Here is a 15,378-nt window from a genome sequence, read left to right as displayed (position 1 = left end):
TATTGAAAGCCTCCTCGACTTGGATTCGCCGATATTTGAGAACCCCTTGCGTCAATATTAGCGAGGCTTGGTAAAGTTCCGACCATGCCCGGAACCATACCATCAAATCCGCATCAGGTTTTTACCCTTGAGTTGGACTGCAGTCTCGTCAATTTCCTTTTCGGTCCGCTCGCTGTTCCAGCCGCGAGCACGGGCGGCAATGGCGGCAATGGCCTGCAGATCGCTGATCGTCAGGGAACCGGTGACGGCCAGTGTTGTTCTGCGCATCACAACATCCGCCAGATGTTCGACAAACTCGTTGCGGACGATGTAGTCGATTTCCGCCAGACTGTAATCCTGCGAGTCAGGCAGCCGTTCGGTGCCACTCCAGGCGCCTTCATGTCGTGCGACCTCCGAGGCGCGGGTTCCGTAGCGGGACAGAAGGGTGTCGACCCGTTGCAGATCAAGGCCGGATGCGGCCGATGTTTCGGTCAGCCATTGCAAACGTTGCCCTGCGTCTGCGGGGAAATTCCGGCCGCCGCCGATCGGCATCGAGCGGGTACTGACGGACCGATTGCGTTCAAGGCGCTTGAGTACCGTGTCAGCAACTTCCTCTGCAAATCCCCGGAAAGTGGTCCACTTGCCGCCGATCAGGGACATGATCGCAAAAGGACGGGTTTGATCCGGCTCGGTGACCGGCGCCGAGTGATCGCGGCTGATGAGGCCGGCGATAGACGCGTCCGACGCGGGCAGGGGCCGGATGCCGCTATAGGCATAGACGATCTGGGCGCGATCGACTTTGACGCCCGGCATCAGCGCGCTGACGCTTGCCAGCAAATAATCGACTTCATCCTGTTCGCAGCGAACCGTATCCGGATTGTCGGCCTTCGTATCGGTCGATCCGACAAGGGCGCGGCCGAGGTAATCGAATACCAGGCAGATACGCCCGTCATCGGCCTCGAAATAGACCATTCGGCCGGCAAGACTACGCACGAGTTCGTCGTTCTGGAGCAGAATATGCGAGCCCTTGGTGCCGCCGATCATTTTGGAAGGCGCTCCGAGCGCGGCGTTAACGTGATCGATCCAGGGGCCAGCGCCGTTGACGACCAGTTTCGGGCGCACGGAAAACGTGCCACCCTTTTGCGTCTGAAAGGTCAAAAGACCGCCCGAGGCCGACGTCATTGTGGTGTAGTTGGCCGCCACAGAGGTTTCGCTGGTCGCCAGGCCGTCCTCGATCAATTCAAGGACCAACCGTTCGGGATGGCTGATTTTCGCATCGTAATAGGTGCCTGCGGCCACAATCGACTTGGTCAGCACAGGCATCTCTTTTAGCGCGCGGCTGCGCCCGACCAGGCTGTGGCGCGGCATGACCCGGTCGCGCGATCCGTAGAAATCGTAGAGTGCCAATCCGATTTTTATGAGGACAGCACCTCGGCTGCGCGGTGCGCTGGTCGAGCCGAACAGCGTACGTAGAGCAGCGGTTATGCCATTGAACCACGAAAAGATCGGGATGAGCGTCGGTAGCGGAGTGACATAGTGAGGCGCGTTCTTGAGAAGCAGATTGCGCTCCAGCGTCGATTGCGCAACAAGGCCGAATTCGCCTGTTTCCAGGTATTTGAGGCCACCATGGATCAGCCGGGAAGGGGCAGCGCTGGTGCCCGAACCGAAATCACCCTTATCGATGATCAGGCATCTCAGCCCCTGCGCGCACAAATCGCGGAACAGGCCGGCGCCATTGATGCCGGCGCCGAAAATGACGACGTCGAAATCCTCTTCATTGCCTAGAGCGGTCAGACGATCGGCCGGGTGTGAAGACGTTTCGTTTTGCAGTTGGTTCATGCCGGGTTTGTCCTGACGACGCGCAGGCGTACGCCCGCCTGTTCGAGTTTTTGCGCTTGGGCGTCGCTGATCCCGTCGGTCACCAGAACGGTGTCGAATGCGGTGAGTTCGTCCAGCGCATGCAGAGCGACATTGTTGAACTTGAAATGGTCAACCAGCAGAATGCGTTGGTTGGACGCCGCCATCATCGCCTGCTTGACGCGCACCACCTGCGGATCCTGGATATAGGTGGTTGTGCCGGTGATGGCGGAGACCGAGCAGAACAGCACATTGGCGCGCAGCCTGGAGACGGCGTTTTCGCAGACAATGCCGATATAGGCATTGTATGTCCGGTGATATTGCCCCCCAAGACAGATGAAGTCGATGTCGTCGGCTGCAGTCAACAGAGCTGCTGTCGAGAGACTGTTGCTGATCACGGTCAGCGGTTTGATATCCTGCAAAAGCGGCGCAATGGCGCAGGTCGTGGTCGAATCGTCGAGCATGATGACGTGACCGGCTTCAACGTAGTCCAGAGCAGCGCGCGCCAAAGCGTTCTTTTCCGCGGTTCCCACCGTCATGCGGTAACGGAAGGCGCTCTCGTAGACACCGGATGGCTGCGCAGTCACCGCACCATGCAGCTTGCGCAAGACCCCTTGCTGCGCCAGGTGGTCGATGTGGCGATGGATGGTCATGCGCGAGACACCAAAATGTTCGGCCAGATCGTCAAGCCGGACCTGACCGAGCTTGATGACATAGTTGGCGATTTCTTCCCGCCGTTCGTCTGCCTTGATCACGCGCTATCCCCCTCGGTTTTTTCTGACAGTTGTTCGATATCCGGCCACAGCGGTTTCAATGTTTCAGCAATGCGGCAGTAGAGCGAGAAGCGCCGGTTGAAGTCTGCGCTGCGGGCCGGATCGGGCTGATATTGGCGTCCTGTCGCGCTCAGGTCGCGCGGATCGTCCTGGACCGAGGCAAACAGGCCAACGGCTGCGCCGGCGCATAATGCTGCGCCGAATGCCGCTGCTTCATCGGTCGATGTCACCGTTACCGGCATACCGAGGATATCGGCAAACATCTGCGCAAAGGCCGGGTTACGCGATGCGCCGCCGGTAAGCCGCGCCTCTTTGAAGGCGAAACCGTCATGCAGCGCATCGATATGGATTTTATGATTGAAGGCGATGCCTTCGAGCACGGCCTTCAGCATATCGCCGCGATCGTGCCAGCCATGCAGCCCGAGAAAACTACCGCTGGCGACATTCCCATGGGGCGAGCCGAAGAGATAGGGATGAAAAAGGATGGTCGATGGTCTTTGCAGGGCGGCGTCGATCTCGTGCGCCAGCGTCTCGTGGATCGACGTGCCGCTTTCGGCTGCTGCGTCCTGGTCCTTGCGGCATAGTGTGTCGAGGAACCAGTCGTAGTTTGCGGCTGAAGCAGGCGAGATCGCCATGTTGTTCCATCGCCCTGCATCAATGGCATTGCGGCAGAACCAGCGGGGATCGACGCGCACGTCCGTGGAGACAACCTGGTTAATCGAATAGGTGCCTGCGACGATGCTGACGATGTCGTCGGCATGGCCGCCGATGCCGAGTGCAGAAGCCGTGACGTCATGCAAGCCGAAGGCCACCGGAGTACCGGCCGCAAGCCCTGTCAGGGTCGCGGCATCGGACGTGACGTATCCGGCGATCTCGGCGGAATGCGCCATCGGCGGCAGTGCTTCGAACACCTCGTCGAGGCCGAAAAGGCGCATTGCTTCCGGTGAAAAGGCCTGGGTGTGGACGTCGGTGAAGGATGTGCTTGCCTCGGTCCGGTCGGTTCCGATCGTGCCCGTGAGGCAGAAACGCAGCCAGTCCTTGCAGCCTAGCACATGGCGGATGCGCTTGTAGCGCTCTGGCTCATGCTGCTTGATCCAGGCGAGCAGGGCAGACGGTGCGGATACGTGCGGAATCTGGCCGGTCAAAGCCAGCGCTTGGCTGAATACGGCACTCTCGGACCACGTGTCGATGACTGCGCCAGCGCGGCTGTCGAGCGATAGAATACCCGGACCAAGAGGCTGTTTGTCTTCACCGAGCAGATAAAGGCCGTCGCCATGGGCCGTCGCCGCGACCGCCTTGATATCTGATGCGGGCCTGCCGCTGAGGGTAATCGCCTCGCGGATCGCCTCGGCCGTGGCGCTCCAAAGTCCGGCCATGTCGCGTTCGACAAAGCGCGGCTGGGGGATGGATTGCGGCACGCGCCGCCGCGCGACTGAAAGCTGCGTCCCGTCCGCATCAAAGATGACCGCCTTCGTCACAGTCAGTCCGTTGTCGATCCCCAGCAGGCTCGCCATGGTTTTCCTCGTCGTTGATCGGGCATCGAGACACCGTCATCCAACGCAGAAGACGATACCATATTGTGATACGGTATCGTATTTCAGTGTGAAATTAACGTCAAGGATTGTTATCTTTTTGAGGAGCTTTTTCAGCCGTATGTTGCCGTCTCTGGCTGCAAGCACATGCCCGGAATGCAGCGCGATTGCGGCGATAACCGAAATTATACCGAAGGAAAAAAATGCACAGAAGGGCATTCACTGCAGAATGCGCTGGGATAATGGAATGGCACCATCAAGGCCTCTTCCGTCATTCCGGAAGCCGTCGATTGATTGTCTATCAATCGCAATCGAGATTGAGGGCGCCCGAAGGCGCCCTCGGATAGTGTCACTCAGAGAGCGTGAATGGAGCCGTGTACTTGTCGACATTGTCCTTGGTGATCAGCAGGCAATCGAACAGCTGCTTTTCAGTTGCAGCGCCGGTCTTGCCCGTCTTGATGAAGGAATCGGCTTGCTTGACGGCTTCGGCCGAGAAGATCGCCACTGGCTGAAGAACGGTATATTCCAGTTCGCCAGCCTTGATGGCTGCTACGGCGTCCGGGGAGCCGTCGAAGCCACCGACCTTGATGTTGGCAAGCTTGCCGGCTTCCTTCAGTGCAGCGATCGCACCGAGCGCCATTTCGTCGTTGCCGCTGATCAGGCCGATGACGTCAGGATTAGCCTGGAGCAGGCTCTGCATCTTGTCGTGACCCTGGGTACGGTCCCAGTTGGCAACCTGCGAGCCGACCTTTTCCAGATCAGGATACTGGCTGAGAACAGTTTCGTAACCGTTCGACCGGGTAGCTGCATTGTTGTCCGAAGGGGCGCCGAAAAGCTCAACGTATTTTCCCTTTTCGCCGATGCTCTGGACCCACTGCTGGGCACCGAGGGCTGCACCCTGCGCGTTGTTGGAAACGAGCTGTGCCTTGGCGAGGCCTTCCTGGTTGATCTCGGCGTTGACGAGGAAAACCGGGATGTTGGCAGCGATGGCCTTCTTCACGGCACCGATGGAACCGTCAGCATTGGCCGGATCGAGAATGATTGCGACCGATTTGTTGGTGATCGCGGTATCGATCAGGTTGCTTTCGGTGTTGGTGTCGCCCTTGGATGCACCAACCGTTGCTGTATATCCAAGTTCCTTGGCCTTTGCCGCGGCCACTTCGCCTTCCGTGAACCAATAGGGGTTCGACGGGTCGTTGACGATGATCGAAATCAGGCCTTCGGCCGATGCAGCCGTCGCCGACAGCGCCATGACAGGTGCAGCCAGGATGAAGCTGGCCAGCAGCATTCTCTTTGTCAGTTTCAACATTGTACTCTCTCCCTTGATGGTTGGTCGTATGCCAGTCAGCTGGCGATCTTCCCGTGAGTGGCATTGGCGGTCTGGCCTTTGCCGGTCGATTGCAGAGAAGCGGATGTGCCGTCGGTCTCGGTCGTCTTCTTGACGCGGCGGCGATACTGAACGGCATTGAGCAGCACCGCGAGCACGATGACCGCGCCGGTGAAGACTGTCTGCCAGTAGGAGGAAATGCCGATGATCACCAAGCCATCGGACAGGAAGCCGATGACGAAGGCACCAAGCAGGGTTCCACGAATATTGCCGCGGCCGCCCGTCAGTGCAGCGCCACCGATGACCACGGCTGCGATGGCCGTCAGTTCATACGAGGTGCCGGCCGTCGGGCCAGCCGAGGTCAGCTGCGAGGACAGGATGAGGCCAGCGATGGCAGCGCAGATCCCGGACAGCATGTAGACTGCCACCTGAACCTTCTTGACCGGAACGCCGCTGAGTTCTGCAGCCCGCTCATTGCCGCCCGTGGAATACAGCCAGCGGCCGAAAGCCGAGCGGTTGAGCACGAGGCTGCCGATGAGCGCCAGGACGACCAGAACGACGACACCGATCGGAATGCCGGCGAGACGATTGAAGCCAAGCCAGTCGAAGCCGGTATTGCCCAGTTCCGCCTTGCCGCCAAGGTTGTTGTAGGTCAGTCCATTGGTCATCAAAAGCGCAAAGCCGCGCGCCACGTACATCACGCCGAGCGTTGCAACGAAGGCCGGAACTTTGAAGCGGGCTATAAGAATGCCGTTGATCATACCAACGAAGGCACCAAGTGCACAGACGAGCAAGACGACGACCCAGATCGGTGGGTAGAGAACGACGCCAAGCGCGTTAAGCGTCACGCCCTGCATCAGGAAACCTGCAACGACCCCTGCAAGCCCAAGCGTCGAGCCGACCGACAGGTCGATGCCGCCATTCAGGATGACGAGCAGCATGCCGATCGCGAGAATCCCGTAGATCGCCACATGCGACGACATGATCAGAAAGTTGCTGACCGAAAAATAATAGGGCGACAGGAACGAGAAGACGACGATGATGGCAATCAGCGCGAAAAATGCCCGCCCTTCAAGCAATAGCCTGCCCAGGTCAAAGCCATCGCGGAAAAGACCTGAACGAGGTGGGGTGGTGACTGAACTGGCCATAGTCAGGGCTCCATTAAACTCGGTAATCAGACATGCACGGCTTCGCCCGAGGCGGCCATGATCTCTTCTTTTGAAACATTGGCGCCGAACTGCGCTGAAATCTTGCCGCGCCGCATCACCACAACCCGGTGCGCAATGCTGAGGCATTCGGCGACCTCGGATGTGGAGAAAACGACGGCGAGGCCCTTGGCTGCCCGTTCGCTGAGCAGGCGGAACACCTCGGCCTTTGCGCCGATGTCGATGCCGCGGCTCGGCTCATCGAGAAGAATGACGCGCGGATTGGTCGCCAGCATCTTGCCGATGACGACTTTCTGCTGGTTGCCGCCCGACAATGAGCCGATCGCAGCACTTCCGCCATCGGTCTTGATATGAACCTTACTGATCGCTTCGTTGACGACAGCCTGTTCGCCGGACCGCGACATCAGCATGCGTCTGGTAAAGCTTGCGATGCTGGCGAGCGACAGGTTCTGGCCAACCGACATCGTCTGAACCAAGCCGTCCCGCTGGCGATCCTCCGGGACGAGCACTAGGCCCCTATCGATGCGCTGCGCAATGCTAAGGCGTGTGATGTCGTCGCCTTCGACGATCACACGGCCACCGCTCAGCGGCATCCGTCCGGCAACCGCTTCAAGCAGTTCCGTGCGGCCCGCCCCCATCAGTCCATAGATGCAGACGATCTCGCCGGCCTTGACCTCAAGTGACAGGCGATCAACGACCGAATAGCCGGATCCCGAGGCATCGTCGACGCTGACATTCTCGATCGACAAGGCCGTTTCGCCGAATGCGTAGCCTGTTGGCGGGGAACCGAGATCGAAGTTCTCGCCGACCATGTTGCGGACAATCCACTCCAGGTCGATGTCTTTTGCCTCGGCATTGGCCGTCATGGCGCCATCGCGCAATACTACGGCGTAATCGGTGATCTGCAGCGCCTCTTCGAGGTGATGGGATATATAGACGATCGAGACGCCCCGGCTCGTCAGGTCGCGTATCACCTTGAACAGCACTTCGACTTCCGTCGCGCTCAGCGCCGATGTCGGCTCGTCCATGATCAGAATGCGGGAATCGACCGACAAAGCGCGTGCAATCTCGACGATCTGCTGCTGCCCCAGCCGCAGATCCTCGACAAGGGTCATTGGGTCGATGTCTTCCTCTAGATCGGCCATCAGGGCTCTGGCCTGCCGCGCTTCCTCGGCAAAATCGACACCCGTTGCCGTGCGGATTTCCCGGCCCATGAAGATATTGTCGCGAACGCTGAGATTGGGCGCCAGGCTGAGTTCCTGGTGAATGATCGAGATGCCGCAATCACGGGCATCGGAAGCCGATGAGAAATGCACCACTTCGCCGTCAAGCACGATATCACCAGACGTGGGCGTTACCACGCCCGACAGGATCTTCATCAGCGTCGATTTGCCGGCGCCATTCTCCCCGAACAGTGTGGTGACCTTGCCGCGGTGGATGTCGAAGTTGACGCCTTTCAGCGCATGGACATTGCCATAGGACTTGGCAATGTTCCGCGCGGACAGGACGGCGTCATCAGACGCCGGAGGGGTTGCAGCTAAAGGCTTCATTGCACGTCCAGCCTTACCGGCGTGACCAGCCAGTTTTTCGGATTGATCAGTTTGAACGCGCCAATAATCGATACCGTCTTGCCGGTCAGCTGGCTTGTGTCGATCTGGGCAAGAACGTCTTTCTTCAGCTGGTTGTTGAGAGCGGAACCCGCATCCTGATATTCGATCTGGTTGGTAAATTGGCCGAACGCGATCGTGCCCGTGGCATCGCGCAGTTCCGTTCCGTTGATGGCCGGTCCGGTTTGCACGCGGACGCGCACCGTATCGGGGATGCCTTCGACCTTGACGTCGTAAATGCCTGATTTCGGCTCGCCGAAAACCCCGGTCAGCTTGACGGACATCACAGCGCCAGTACCCGCAGAAATGCCATATGTCTTCTCGGCAGCAGGCCGGTCGCTGGCGATGGCAGCAGCCAGCGTTGCAGCATCGACCGCGCGCTCTTCAACACCGGCCTTTATCTTCGGGAATTCCGTGGCGCCGTAATCGGCAGCGGAGAACACCCCGGCCTTCACGTCATCGCTTGAGCCAATTCTAATGACCTTGGTATCGAGCGCCATTGCGGCAAGAACAATCAGCACGGCAGCCGAGGCCACGATCCGGCCCATGTTGGACTGCTTGCGGCCCTTCTTTGCGATGTAAGACTGTGAACTCATATCGTGCCGACCTGTACTTGATGTTGGATCAATAGCGGACGCAACGCTCGTAGCGGTGCAGTTTGCGGGAGATGGTAGGTAGGGCCAATGCCAGCTGCACCGGAGATCGGGAGCGTCAGGAGGCGTGGGACTGCGTTTGGTCGAACTGTGATCGTCTGCATGATTACTCCTCCTCAGCTTCCTGCGCGCGGCGATATCCCCCCACCCGCGCAGCGCAATTCCGCATCTTTGCCAGGACCCCATCAGTCCCGTTATCCGAGCATTATAACTTACCCCAATAGTGTGATACGTTTCTGCTCATGTCAACGCTTACAACGTTAAGATAAAGCATTTGAGTGATACGTTTCCATATTGAGCAACCGGAAACCCAGGAAGAAAGTCCAACCCCTCGCAAGGATGCGCGACCAGTAACCCGCAAAAACCGTACGAATTCCATTATCTTCCAAGTTAGACACCCCGCATTCAAGCCGAAGTCAGCAACCTCAAAAGTTCTTTTCTTTCATCATGTTCCTCGAAAAATCTGTATGTGATAATCAAGGGATATCGTGTGATCTTGTTGACTTAAACTACGTTTTGTGTAAAAAAATGCAATAGGTGAAATTAATTACATTTTGCAACGAGCGGCACGGGAGGGGAGATGGTGCGAACGGTTACAGCGCGCGACCGCGACGACAGCCTGGCTGTCCGCGCAGCATGGCTCCATTACGTCGGCGGCTTAACGCAGGCGGAGGTTGCGTCCCGGCTCGGCATACCGAATGTAAAGGCGCACCGGCTGATCATGTGGGCAAACCAGAATGGGGTGGTAAAATTCTCCATCCATGGTGACGTGACCGAATGCGTGGCAATCGAAACCAAGATCGCTGATCTCTTCGGGCTGGATTATTGCGAAGTCCTGCCGGACCTCTATGACAAAAGCCTGCTGATGCGCGCACTCGGCGTTGCGGGAGCCGAATTCCTGCAGCGCGAAATCAAAAATTTGCAGGGCCAAGTAATCGGCATCGGCAATGGCCGCACATTGGCTGCGGCTATTGCTGCGATGCCGAATGTGGATGCCGGAGATGTACGGTTTGTTTCACTTCTTGGCGGCCTGACGCGCAATTATGCGGCAAACCCCCACGATGTCATGCACCGCCTCGCCGAAAAAACCGGCGCGGTTTCCTATGTCATGCCGGTGCCGTTCTTTGCCAACTCGGTGGAAGACCGGGAGGTGCTCCTGTCTCAGCGTGGTGTGCGTCACGTCTTCGACCTGGCCGCGCGCGCCGATTTGATGCTGATTGGTATCGGCACCGCAGAACTCGATTCCCAGCTCGTCGTGTCGCAGATGATCGAGGTTCCCGAGATGCAGGATGTGCGCGATCACGGCGGGGTCGGCGAGATGCTCGGCCATTTCTTCGATGCGGGTGGCAAGCCTGTCGAGACGACGCTGGGTGAACGGACTCTATCACCAAGCCTGGAAAGCATGAAGGCACGCCGCATTGTCGCGATCGCCGGCGGGCCGGGCAAAATCCCGGCAATCCGCTCGGCATTGTTGAGCGGCTGTCTCAGTGGACTGATCATCGACGAACAGACGGCGTCGGCGCTTATAAACGATGCGTCCTAACGCAGTTAGAGAATTGGAGACCCTGATGCCCCATGCCGGGAAAGATATCCTGATCGGCATCGACGCTGGAACCTCGGTGATCAAGGCAGTCGCCTTCGATCTGACCGGTCGCCAGATTGCTGCGGCTTCCGTGCCGAACAGCTATTCCACGGGCGAAGACGGCGCAGCATTTCAGTCCCTGGCAAAGACATGGGACGATTGCGCCCGGACGATCCGCGATCTCGGCACCAAGGTCGAAGGCCTTGCGCAGCGCACGGTAGCACTCGGCGCCACCGGGCAGGGGGACGGCACCTGGCTCGTGGGTAAGGACAACACACCGGCAGCGGATGCCTGGCTTTGGCTCGATGCACGCGCAGCACCGACCGTGCGTAAACTCTGTGCCTCTCCAGATGACCGCGCCCGCTTCGAAGCCACGGGGACCGGACTTTCCACCTGCCAGCAGGGTGCTCAACTCGCTCATATGGCTTCTCAGAGCCCTGAACTGCTCGAACAGGCGGACATTGCCCTTCACTGCAAGGACTGGCTTTACCTGAACCTGACAGGCGTGCGGGCCACCGATCCATCGGAGGCAAGTTTCACGTTCGGCAATTTTCGCACGCGCCAGTATGACGACACCGTCATTGCCATACTCGGGCTGACCGCAAAGCGGCGGCTGTTGCCCGAGATTATCGACGGAACGCAGGTCAGTCATCCGCTCTCTTCGGCCGCCGCAGCGCAGACCGGGCTTCTGGAGGGGACGCCGGTGAGCCTCGGTTACGTCGATTTCGCCTGCACGGCGCTCGGTGCCGGCATCTTTACAGAGGGCAAGGCATCAGCCTGCTCGACAATTGGCTCCACCGGCATGCACATGCGCGCGATGGCGGTTGATGACGTCGTCCTGAATGCCGAATGCACAGGCTATATGGTCGTCCTGCCGATACCGGGCATCGTCGCCCCGGCGCAATCGAACATGGCAGCGACGCTCAATATCGACTGGGCGCTACGGATGGTCGGCGACCTGATGGGCGAGATGGGGCATCCGGTCTTTCACGGCGAATTGGTCGGGCGGATCGAAGGCTGGCTTGCAGCAAGCCGCCCGGGCGCCATCCTCTATCACCCCTATATTTCCGAAGCCGGAGAACGCGGGCCGTTCGTCAACCCGGATGCCCGCGCCGGGTTCATCGGCCTGAGCAGCGGACACCGGTTTCCCGATCTTTTGCGGGCGGTGGTCGAGGGGCTGGGAATGGGCACACGCGATTGTTACGCGGCGATGGGCGAGATGCCCGCCGAATTGAGGATGACAGGCGGAGCCGCGCGCTCAACGGCATTGCGTTCGGTTATCGCGGCCGCTGTCGGATCGCCGACCCGTGTCTCGTCGCGTGAAGAGGCTGGCGCTGCGGGCGCTGCCATGATCGCCGCCGTCGCCATCGGTGTGTACCAGGACATGAATGCCTGTATCGCCGAATGGGTAACGCCGTTGCTCGGTCCTGCGGAAGCACCCGATAGTGCGCTGGTAGAGGCCTATTCCCGAATGTTCCCGGCCTATTTAAACGCCCGCCGCGCGCTCGCGCCGGTGTGGGACATGATGGCCGAGCGCGCTATTGGCGGAACGAATTGACGAATTTTGGCGCTGCCCGACCGAGATCTGGTGCAGCGCGTACATCACGATTGGCCATGCCAAAGGAGAGTGACATGAATGATTCCCGGATGATCGACCTGTTCATTATCGGGGGCGGCATCAACGGCGCGGGTATCGCGCGTGATGCGGCGGGCCGGGGTCTATCGGTTATCCTGTGCGAAAAGGACGATCTCGCGCAGGGAACATCGTCCCGATCGGGTAAACTTGTCCATGGCGGCCTGCGCTATCTTGAATATTACGAATTCCGTCTCGTACGGGAGGCCTTGATCGAGCGTGAAGTGCTTCTGAACTCCGCCAGCCATATCATATGGCCGATGCGCTTCGTGCTGCCGCACAGTCCTGACGATCGTCCTGCCTGGCTCGTACGGCTTGGCCTTTTTCTCTATGATCACCTCGGTGGCCGCAAGAAGCTGCCAGGCACCCGCTCTCTCGATCTGCGCCGCGATCCCGAGGGCGCGCCGATCATGGACAAATACGTCAAGGGTTTCGAATATTCCGATTGCTGGGTGGATGATGCCCGCCTTGTTGTCCTCAACGCCGTCGGTGCTGCCGAAAAGGGTGCCGAGATCCTGACGCGCACGGCCTGTACCAGCGCACGGCGCGAAAACGGTGGCTGGACAATCCAGATGCGCGACGAGCGCACCGGAGAAATCCGCACGGTGCGCGCGCGCGTCGTCGTCAATGCCGGCGGCCCCTGGGTCAACGACATCGTCGGCCGCGTCGCCGGCTCAAACAGCCGCCGCAACGTGCGCCTCGTCAAAGGCAGCCACATCATCGTGCCAAAATTCTGGGAAGGCCAGCATGCCTACCTGGTTCAGAACCACGACAAACGGGTCATTTTCATCAACCCTTACGAAGGCGACAAAGCCCTGATCGGCACCACCGACATTCCCTATGATGGTGCCCCGGAAGAGGTGAAAGCCGAGGAAGCTGAAGTCGAATACCTGCTGGCGGCCGTCAACCGCTACTTTAAGGAGACGCTGCGGCGCGAGGACGTGCTGGAGACATTTTCCGGCGTGCGGCCGCTGTTCGACGATGGTCAAGGCAACCCGTCTGCGGTAACACGCGATTATACGTTCGATCTCGATGAGACCGACGGTGCACCGCTGCTCAGTGTGTTCGGCGGCAAGATCACCACGTTCCGTAAACTTTCCGAGCATGCGATCGAAAAAATTGCCAAATTCTTCCCGGCCATGGGCGGAAACTGGACACGGCAATCGATCCTGCCCGGCGGCGAAATTGCAAACGCCGACTTCATCCAGTTCACGGAAAACCTGCGCCGTGCCTATCCCTGGATGCCGCGCTCGCTTATCCAACATTACGGCCGCCTCTATGGCTCGCGGATCGACAAGATCATTGGTGATGCAACCGCGCTGGACGGCCTTGGCCGGCATTTCGGTGCGCATCTATACGAGGCCGAAGTGCGGTATCTGATGGCGCACGAATGGGCGATGACAGCCGAAGACATCCTTCAGCGCCGGACAAAACAGGGCCTGCATTTGAGCGAAAGCGAGAAGGCAACCTTTGGCGCATGGTTTGAGGCAGACCGTGCACAGAGCGTCCGCGCCTCCGGGTAAACCGCACACTGCCCGCGTCGTCACCGTCTGCAATCTTAACCTTGAGAAGCTGCCATGTCCCTGACCCTGTCGCTGAATACCAATCCTCTGGTCAACCGTTTCGCCGCCCCCGACGACCTTATCGACACCGTTGCACGCGACCTGAAAATCCGCGACCTGCAACTGACCCATGAATTCATCAATCCGTCATGGCCAGCGCCGGTGATCCGCCGGGTAACACGCAGTTTTCGTGCCGCCCTCGATCGGACCGGCGTGCGCGTCACCTCCGGCATGACCGGCCCCTATGGGCGGCTCAACCATTTCGGCCACCCCGATCGCGACGTGCGACGCTATTACGTCGACTGGTTCAAGACCTTTGCCGACATCTCGGCTGACCTCGGGGCAAAATCCGTCGGTACGCAGTTCGCCATCTTCACTTTTGCTGATTTCGATGATCCGCAACGCCGTGAAGACCTGACCCAGATCGCCATCGATTGCTGGGCGGAAGTGGCCGAACATGGCAAGTCGGCCGGGCTGGATTACGTGTTCTGGGAACCGATGTCGGTTGGACGCGAATTCGGGCATACCATTCCAGAGTGCATGGCGCTGCAGGACAGGCTGACGGCGGCTGATATGGCAATCCCGATGTGGATGATGGCCGATATCGATCACGGCGACGTCACCTCACCGGACCCCGACGACACCGACCCCTATGCCTGGGCGCGGGCAGTGCCGAAGGTCTCGCCGATCATCCATATCAAGCAGAGCAAGATGGACAAGGGCGGTCACCGCCCCTTCACCGCCGAACACAATGCCACGGGACGGGTCCAGCCGGAACCGCTACTGGCAGCGTTCCTGGAGGGCGGTGCGGTAGACAATGAAATCTGCCTGGAACTGTCATTCAAGGAACGTGAACCGGACGACCGCAACGTCATCCCCGCTATCGCCGAAAGCATCGCGTTCTGGGCTCCGCATATTGATACGGGTGCGGCGGATCTGAAAATCTGAGGAAGCGTGATTGTGGCTGTCCATGAGAGACCGTCGTGGTTGGGTTCGCGAATGTCTGCGTATGATATTGCTCAAGTTACGGCACAGCATGATCGATTGAAGCCGGCGCCTCCCGACCGAAATTTCAAGCTTTGAAAGCTCCGGGCGGGCAACGGCTTCATTTTTTTCTGCAGGTGCAAGCGTCGTAGCCGCCCGAAAACAGCCGGCCAGCCCTCATGCCGATCATTGCCGGAATATCGCGGATATGCGGAACGCGCAGGGATCGGGCAACAGCAATAGCCGCTTCCGCACAGACCGCCGCGTCTTCAGCCGCCTTGTGATGTTTGAAGGTCAGGCCGAGATGGCTAGCCAGAATGTTGAGCTTGTGCGATCCGAGATGCGGCCAGACCTTTTGCGCCATCTTCACCGAGCAGAGATAGGATAGTTCGGGGTAGGCCTGCCGGTAGAGATCGAGGCAAGAGCGCCAGACACTGAAATCGAAGGCGGCATTGTGGGCGATCATCGTCGCTCCGCGAAAGTCATCGGTGAATTCGTCCATCACCTCAGGAAACTCACCAGCATCTTCCACGTGTTCCGGACGGATGCCGTGAATGGCAATGTTGAAGGATGAAAAGCGCATGTTGCTGGGGCGGATCAGCCTTTCCTCCACCCGGACGACCCGGCCATCCTCAATCCAGGCCAAACCAACAGAACAAGCACTGCCACGCTGCTCGTTAGCGGTTTCGAAATCAATGGCGATTGTCTTCAAGGGGATATCCC

The 15,378-nt window shown here is 59.2% G+C and carries 12 protein-coding genes; 4 read left to right on the top strand and 8 right to left on the bottom strand.

Translation table 11 applies throughout. From position 1 onward, the window contains the following. Positions 1–102: 102 nt before the first annotated feature. The 7 genes from ACQY8Q_RS04480 to ACQY8Q_RS04450 form a co-directional block, all read right to left on the bottom strand. Positions 103–1,818 (bottom strand): glycerol-3-phosphate dehydrogenase/oxidase, encoded by a 1,716-nt coding sequence (locus ACQY8Q_RS04480; protein ID WP_428425060.1) that lies wholly within the window; start codon positions 1,816–1,818, stop codon positions 103–105. Further along, positions 1,815–2,591: a DeoR/GlpR family DNA-binding transcription regulator gene (locus tag ACQY8Q_RS04475; RefSeq protein WP_428425058.1), complete on the bottom strand. Its 777-nt coding sequence runs from the start codon at positions 2,589–2,591 to the stop codon at positions 1,815–1,817. The genes ACQY8Q_RS04480 and ACQY8Q_RS04475 overlap by 4 nt, the downstream gene beginning before the upstream one ends. Continuing rightward, a complete protein-coding gene (locus tag ACQY8Q_RS04470) occupies positions 2,588–4,123 on the bottom strand; it encodes an FGGY-family carbohydrate kinase (protein ID WP_428425056.1) in 1,536 nt (511 codons plus the stop codon). The genes ACQY8Q_RS04475 and ACQY8Q_RS04470 overlap by 4 nt, the downstream gene beginning before the upstream one ends. 367 nt (positions 4,124–4,490) lie before the next feature. Then, positions 4,491–5,450: a D-ribose ABC transporter substrate-binding protein gene (locus tag ACQY8Q_RS04465; RefSeq protein WP_426130044.1), complete on the bottom strand. Its 960-nt coding sequence runs from the start codon at positions 5,448–5,450 to the stop codon at positions 4,491–4,493. Between the two features lie 35 nt (positions 5,451–5,485). Beyond that, positions 5,486–6,616, bottom strand: a complete 1,131-nt coding sequence (locus tag ACQY8Q_RS04460; protein WP_428425053.1) for an ABC transporter permease — start codon at positions 6,614–6,616, stop codon at positions 5,486–5,488. A gap of 26 nt (positions 6,617–6,642) precedes the next feature. Continuing rightward, positions 6,643–8,184 carry a sugar ABC transporter ATP-binding protein gene (locus ACQY8Q_RS04455; protein ID WP_428425051.1) on the bottom strand — a complete coding sequence of 514 codons (1,542 nt, stop codon included), beginning with the start codon at positions 8,182–8,184 and terminating at the stop codon, positions 6,643–6,645. Further along, on the bottom strand, positions 8,181–8,837 hold the full coding sequence (locus ACQY8Q_RS04450; protein ID WP_428425049.1) for a DUF2291 family protein: 657 nt from the start codon (positions 8,835–8,837) through the stop codon (positions 8,181–8,183). The genes ACQY8Q_RS04455 and ACQY8Q_RS04450 overlap by 4 nt, the downstream gene beginning before the upstream one ends. A gap of 637 nt (positions 8,838–9,474) precedes the next feature. Here ACQY8Q_RS04450 and ACQY8Q_RS04445 point away from each other — a divergent pair. The 4 genes from ACQY8Q_RS04445 to ACQY8Q_RS04430 all read left to right on the top strand — a co-directional run bounded on the left by ACQY8Q_RS04445 (position 9,475) and on the right by ACQY8Q_RS04430 (position 14,619). Next, entirely contained in the window at positions 9,475–10,437 is a 963-nt protein-coding gene (locus tag ACQY8Q_RS04445) for a sugar-binding transcriptional regulator (protein WP_428425047.1), read from the top strand. Between the two features lie 25 nt (positions 10,438–10,462). Next, positions 10,463–12,034 (top strand): FGGY-family carbohydrate kinase, encoded by a 1,572-nt coding sequence (locus tag ACQY8Q_RS04440; protein ID WP_428425045.1) that lies wholly within the window; start codon positions 10,463–10,465, stop codon positions 12,032–12,034. A 74-nt stretch (positions 12,035–12,108) separates the two neighbouring features. Beyond that, entirely contained in the window at positions 12,109–13,632 is a 1,524-nt protein-coding gene (locus ACQY8Q_RS04435; protein ID WP_428425043.1) for a glycerol-3-phosphate dehydrogenase, read from the top strand. Positions 13,633–13,686: 54 nt separating this feature from the next. After that, on the top strand, positions 13,687–14,619 hold the full coding sequence (locus ACQY8Q_RS04430; RefSeq protein WP_428425041.1) for a sugar phosphate isomerase/epimerase family protein: 933 nt from the start codon (positions 13,687–13,689) through the stop codon (positions 14,617–14,619). 157 nt (positions 14,620–14,776) lie between these two features. Here ACQY8Q_RS04430 and ACQY8Q_RS04425 read toward each other — a convergent pair whose 3' ends face one another. Continuing rightward, entirely contained in the window at positions 14,777–15,367 is a 591-nt protein-coding gene (locus ACQY8Q_RS04425; protein ID WP_428425039.1) for a 3'-5' exonuclease, read from the bottom strand. Between the last annotated feature and the right edge of the window lie 11 nt (positions 15,368–15,378).

Source organism: Pararhizobium sp., assembly GCF_965279435.1.
Lineage (GTDB): Bacteria > Pseudomonadota > Alphaproteobacteria > Rhizobiales > Rhizobiaceae > Pararhizobium.
Note: the sequence above shows the minus strand (reverse complement) of the source record. Positions and strands in the feature narration are given on the sequence as shown.